Here is a 5,206-nt window from a genome sequence, read left to right as displayed (position 1 = left end):
TAGCTGACGGCACCTCAAGTAGCGTGCGCGTAGCGCATATGCTTACAATCAGTGGCCTAGATTCCCAACCGTTGATAAACCTCGTCCAAATGTTGAAAATGGTGCTGGGGATTAAAACATTCCTCTATTTCTGAAGGAGTTAGCTTACTCGTAACGTCAGGATCCTTAATAATCAAATTGTAGAAGTTTCCCTCAGGTTTATTCCAGGCTTGATGGGCACAAGACTGAACAATACTGTAAGCATCTTCCCGATTCATCCCCTTTTCTACTAACGCTAACAACACCTTTTGGCTAAAGACCACACCCCCATAAACATTCATATTCCGCTTCATGTTTTCTGGATAAACCAACAAGTGTTTCACTAAATCTGTGATTTCCACTAACATGAAGTGAGTTAAAATACACACATCTGGCAGAATAACTCGTTCTACAGAAGAATGAGAAATATCCCGCTCATGCCATAGGGCAACATTTTCTAAAGCAGCCACCGCATGACTCCGCAGAATTCGTGCCATCCCGCTTAGCCGTTCAGAACGAATTGGATTACGTTTGTGTGGCATAGCAGACGAACCTTTCTGTCCTTTAGAAAAGAATTCTTCTACTTCTAAGACATCGGTTTTTTGGAGATTGCGAATTTCCACAGCAAACCGTTCAATGGTTGCCCCTAACAGAGCTAACTGTTGGACAAACTCACCATGGCGATCGCGAGAAATAATTTGGGTTGAGGCAGTATCAGGTTGCAGTGACAGGTTTTGACATGCGATCGCTTCCACTTGAGGGTCAATATTGGCATAGGTTCCCACAGCACCAGAAATCTTGCCCACAGATATGTTTTCACGCAGACCCACTAAGCGATCGCGATGGCGGCAAACTTCTGCTAACCAACCGGCCAGCTTAAAACCAAAGGTAATTGGTTCAGCATGAATTCCGTGAGAACGACCAATCATCACCGTGTAGCGATGTTGTTGTGCCTGGTAGCGAATCGCTTGAGCAAGCTTCTCGATCTGTTCGAGGATAATATTTAGACTAGCAACCAGTTGCAGTGCCAAGGCAGTGTCTAAAACATCGGAACTAGTCAAGCCTAAGTGTATGTAGCGTCCCACATCCCCTACATACTCATTCACATTAGTCAGAAAGGCAATCATGTCATGGCGGACTTCTTGCTCAATCTCTTGCACCCGCTTGAGGTCAAAATCCGCCTTTGCCTTAATTTCCTCTACTGCTTCACCGGGAATCTTACCCAGTTCCGCTTGTGCTTCACAAACAGCTATTTCCACCTGAAGCCAGGTTTTGAGCTTGTAGGTATCCGTCCACAATTCCCCCATCTCGGGTAGGGTGTAGCGCTCAATCAATTCCCATATCGCAGAACACAACCTTACAATTATAGCAGTTATCAATGGGTTTAGGGACTTTCGTCTTGGGTTAATCGGAGTCGGGAGTCGGGAGTCGGGAGTCGGGAGTCGGGAGTCGGGAGTCGGGAGTCGGGAGTCGGGAGTCGGGATGTAGTGCTGCCAAAGGCTTTTTCCACGGGGCTTTCAAGGTATTGAATCTACCTGAACCGGAAGATAAACGCTATATAATGGATTAATAATTAATGATTAATCATGGGTCAAATCCCCTATCCCCTGTTGCCTGTTGTCACCTACCATGACCAATTTTCCTCTCAATGCTGGGTCTATCCAAATATCCGGGAACGTGAGAACCCCTCTCTTTTAAGGAGGGTCAGAAGTTACCGTAAGAAGAGTGGAGCCTTTATAGGCGACAGACTATGCAAAAAAGGGTTAAAACTCATGAAATAAGGCTCCACTCTTCTAAGGTTTCGTCTCCGGGATGAAACGGACACGACGGGTTTTAACCCGCCGTGTCTATAATAAAGGATAGGAGGAGATAGAAAGTTGTATAGAACAATTCCAGTTAAAGCGTCATTTACTGATGAAGATAAAGCTTTTTGGGTCTTTCAGTGTGAGCAAGCAAATAGCTTGATTAATTGTGCAATTTATTACACCAAACAAAAACACTACAGTTGGCTTGAACAGCAAGAAGAATCATTCACTACTTACTGGAAGGATGATGAGCTTAGGTATGGCTGGAAGACCTATAAGTGCAGTACAAAGTACCCAGAACTAGATAAAACTTTAAAGTTAACTCCCAATTACAAAGCAATGGCTGCCCAGTCGGCTCAACAGACCCTAAAGACAGTAGGTGAGTCCATTGCCAGTTACAACCAATTAGTAGGTCTTTATTACAAGGGCCAAGTTGACAGACCAAGACTGCTTAGGTACAGAAAGAAAGGGGGATTGGCTGCTGTAACTTTTCCCCGACAAGCACTCAACTACAAAAAAGGCTTGTTTGATCCGTCAATAAGCAAAGAAACTAAGCCTCATTTAATAACTGAAATCGCATTAGAACCACCAGATTTTATAGATCCGGACTGGGTGAAAGAAGTTACTGTTCGCCCGTATTTAGGAGAGCTATGGATTGATTGGGTGATCGACAACGGGAAAGAAGCGATTGCTAGCAACCCAAACCTTGACTACACTCAAGCCTGGAGCTTTGATCACGGTGGAACCAACTGGTTGACTGGAGTTTCAACCTGTGGGAAAAGCTTGATTATTGATGGTCGTAAGCTTAAGTCAATGAACCAAGGTTATTGTCGTCTGGTAGCCAAGTACAAACAGGGCAAGCCAGAGTTTTACTGGAATTCTAACCTTGACCGGGTACAACGGAAACGCAACAACCAAATCAGAGATGCGATCAATAAAGCAGCTAGGTTGATTATTAATCGCTGTTTGAATGATTGCATTGGGAATCTGGTAATTGGTTGGAACGAAGGGCAGAAGAATCGTTCCAATATGGGCAAGCGTGGTAATCAGAACTTCGCAGTTATCCCCACCGGAAGATTGATCGAACGGTTAAAACAACTTTGTTATGAGTACGGGATTAAATTAACAATTACCGAGGAAGCGTACACGAGTAAAGCGTCTTACCTTGACGACGACAGCCTCCCAAAACATGGTGAAAAACCCAAAGGATGGATACCGTCGGGCAAACGGGTTAAGCGTGGACTGTATAAAACTTCTGAAGGATGGCTGATCAATGCAGACTGTAACGGCGCTGCAAACATAGCCCGAAAAGTAGCCACACAGTTAGGTCTAAACCTGACCAAGGTGGGTAGGGGAGCTTTGGCACTCCCAAACCGATATGATCTGTTCACCTCACTGAGTAAATCATATCGCACAAGAAGTGAAGTGGCACGGTTTCAACCCGCCACGTAACAACCTTGTAGAATCCCCGTTTTTTAAAGCGCGGAGATGTCAAATTAAGCTTTAGTACCAGATCAAAAATCGGAGGTCACACTTGACTAAGACAGGTATGATTAAACAGCTAAAATGCGCTCAACGCGCTCTAATTGCTTTAATACTCCCAATTTTAATATTTCTATCGGCTCCACCAGCCCTTGCCCAACCTGATCTCACCATCACCCCTAAAAGTATGACTGTAGCAGGTACCAGGGGTTCTAGCACAAGCCGCAGCTTACTCTTGCGCACGACTAACACCGTCAACGATTTACAAATCATCTCCCTAGACCTCAATACTCAGGATGGCCAAGAAATTTTCCCCGCCAAATTGATTCAGCCTACTTTACCAGACGAGGAGATTGAGGCCAATAGTCTACTATCTATCCCGATCCAGTTTCAATTAGACGATGCCCCCAAAAGTGGAGAATTTAGTGGTGAATTACTGATTAAGTTCTCAGAAACTGAACTAAGCGTACCATTAACAGTCCGAATTAAAGACCCCTTTCCCATACCTCTGGGAATCATATCCATTGGGGTGATATTGAGCATAGCTGTGTCCAGCTACCGTAGCCGAGGGAAACTACGGGACAAAATTCTGGTGCGGGTTGGTCAATTGCGTATCCAACTGCGCAGTGACCCCCAGTTAGCTGAAACATCACTCACCGATCAATTCAACTCAATACCAAATCCCTTCAAGACCCGAATTGAAGGCCATCTGCTAGATGTCGAGATGGCTTTGCAGGGGGAACGTTGGAACGATGGTAATCAGGCAATTACCCAAGCTGAGTCAGTGTGGCTGAAATGGCGCAAAGGTCGTGAGGACTGGCTAGCACTCCTGAACTATGGTCAGACCCTGGAAGAAAAAATACCCGCCACTCCGGATATTGACCCCCCTTATCTACAGTCAGTACGCCGTAATTTGCAACTGGCAATCCGAGAGGCACCTGACCAAAATCCTCAAGACTTGTATCAGCAGTTAGATGACTTGGCAAAACAGATTAATAAATACCTGCAACTGGATGCTAAACTCAGGGACTTGGACAACCTGCTGGTAGAAACTACCATATCAACACAAGAGTTACAGAGTTGGCAACGTCAGCAAAAGAATTTGCGCAATAAGTTGAATAATCTCGAACCTACGGATAAAAAAGCTGGTCAGGAGTTGAATGGTCAAATCGAAAAAGCGATCACTCTACTAGCCAAACAAATACCAGCTAACTCTACTAAGTTAGGCTTCCTCATCACCCAACCTGAATTATTGCAGAAAGCACCAGGGATCGATACACCACGGATAGTTATCCAAGAGCCAAGACTAGCAGAGTTTCGCCTCTGGATTTTCTCTGCGATCAGTTATGCGATCGCAATTGTCCTGCTTGCTGGTAGTGGCTTCATTGAGCTATACACCTATAAATCCACCTTTGGCGCTAACCTCTGGGGTGACTATGGCGTCCTCCTGGCTTGGGGGTTTGGTGCCGAAGCCAGTCGGGATGCCATTACAAAAGTCGTGGCAAATTTGGACTTACCAGGATTGAACTAATCACTCGATCAGGTTGAAGGTTAGCAGGTTGAAGGTTAGCAGGTTGCAGGTTGAAGGTTAGCTGGTTAGCTGGTTGCAGGTTACAGGTTGAAGGTTGAAGGTTGAAGGTTATTTGGTTGAAGGTTAGCTGGTTATTTGGTTGAAGGTTAGCTGGTTATTTGGTTGAAGGTTAGCTGGTTAGCTGGTTAGCTGGTTAAAAATTATCTTCTGAACCTTCAACCTTGGCCAATAGGCACGCGCGTCGCGTTCAACCTTCAAGCTAACAACCTTCAACCTGCTAACCTTGGCCAATAGGCACGCGCGTCGCGTTCAACCTTCAACCTGCTAACCTTGGCCAATAGGCACGCGCGTCGCGTTCAACCTTCAACCA

Annotated in this window: 4 protein-coding genes; 2 read left to right on the top strand and 2 right to left on the bottom strand. The window is 45.3% G+C overall.

What is annotated here, in order from left to right; all coding sequences use genetic code 11:
- Positions 1-56 precede the first annotated feature (56 nt).
- Positions 57-1,352 (bottom strand): adenylosuccinate lyase, encoded by a 1,296-nt coding sequence (purB, locus tag F6K20_RS23295; protein ID WP_353736811.1) that lies wholly within the window; start codon positions 1,350-1,352, stop codon positions 57-59.
- Positions 1,353-1,402: 50 nt separating this feature from the next.
- Complete coding sequence (locus F6K20_RS23290; RefSeq protein WP_267871988.1) at positions 1,403-1,528, bottom strand: hypothetical protein; 126 nt, start codon at positions 1,526-1,528, stop codon at positions 1,403-1,405.
- A 367-nt stretch (positions 1,529-1,895) separates the two neighbouring features.
- On the opposite strand from F6K20_RS23290, the gene F6K20_RS23285 reads away from it, so the two are divergent.
- Complete coding sequence (locus tag F6K20_RS23285; protein ID WP_287265841.1) at positions 1,896-3,275, top strand: RNA-guided endonuclease InsQ/TnpB family protein; 1,380 nt, start codon at positions 1,896-1,898, stop codon at positions 3,273-3,275.
- A gap of 82 nt (positions 3,276-3,357) precedes the next feature.
- Entirely contained in the window at positions 3,358-4,836 is a 1,479-nt protein-coding gene (locus tag F6K20_RS23280; protein ID WP_287265843.1) for a hypothetical protein, read from the top strand.
- Positions 4,837-5,206: the final 370 nt, after the last annotated feature.

The sequence above is a fragment of the Moorena sp. SIO2C4 genome, assembly GCF_010672485.1.
In the GTDB taxonomy this organism is placed as follows: Bacteria; Cyanobacteriota; Cyanobacteriia; order Cyanobacteriales; family Coleofasciculaceae; genus Moorena; species Moorena producens.
This window is presented reverse-complemented; position numbering and strand designations above follow the sequence as displayed.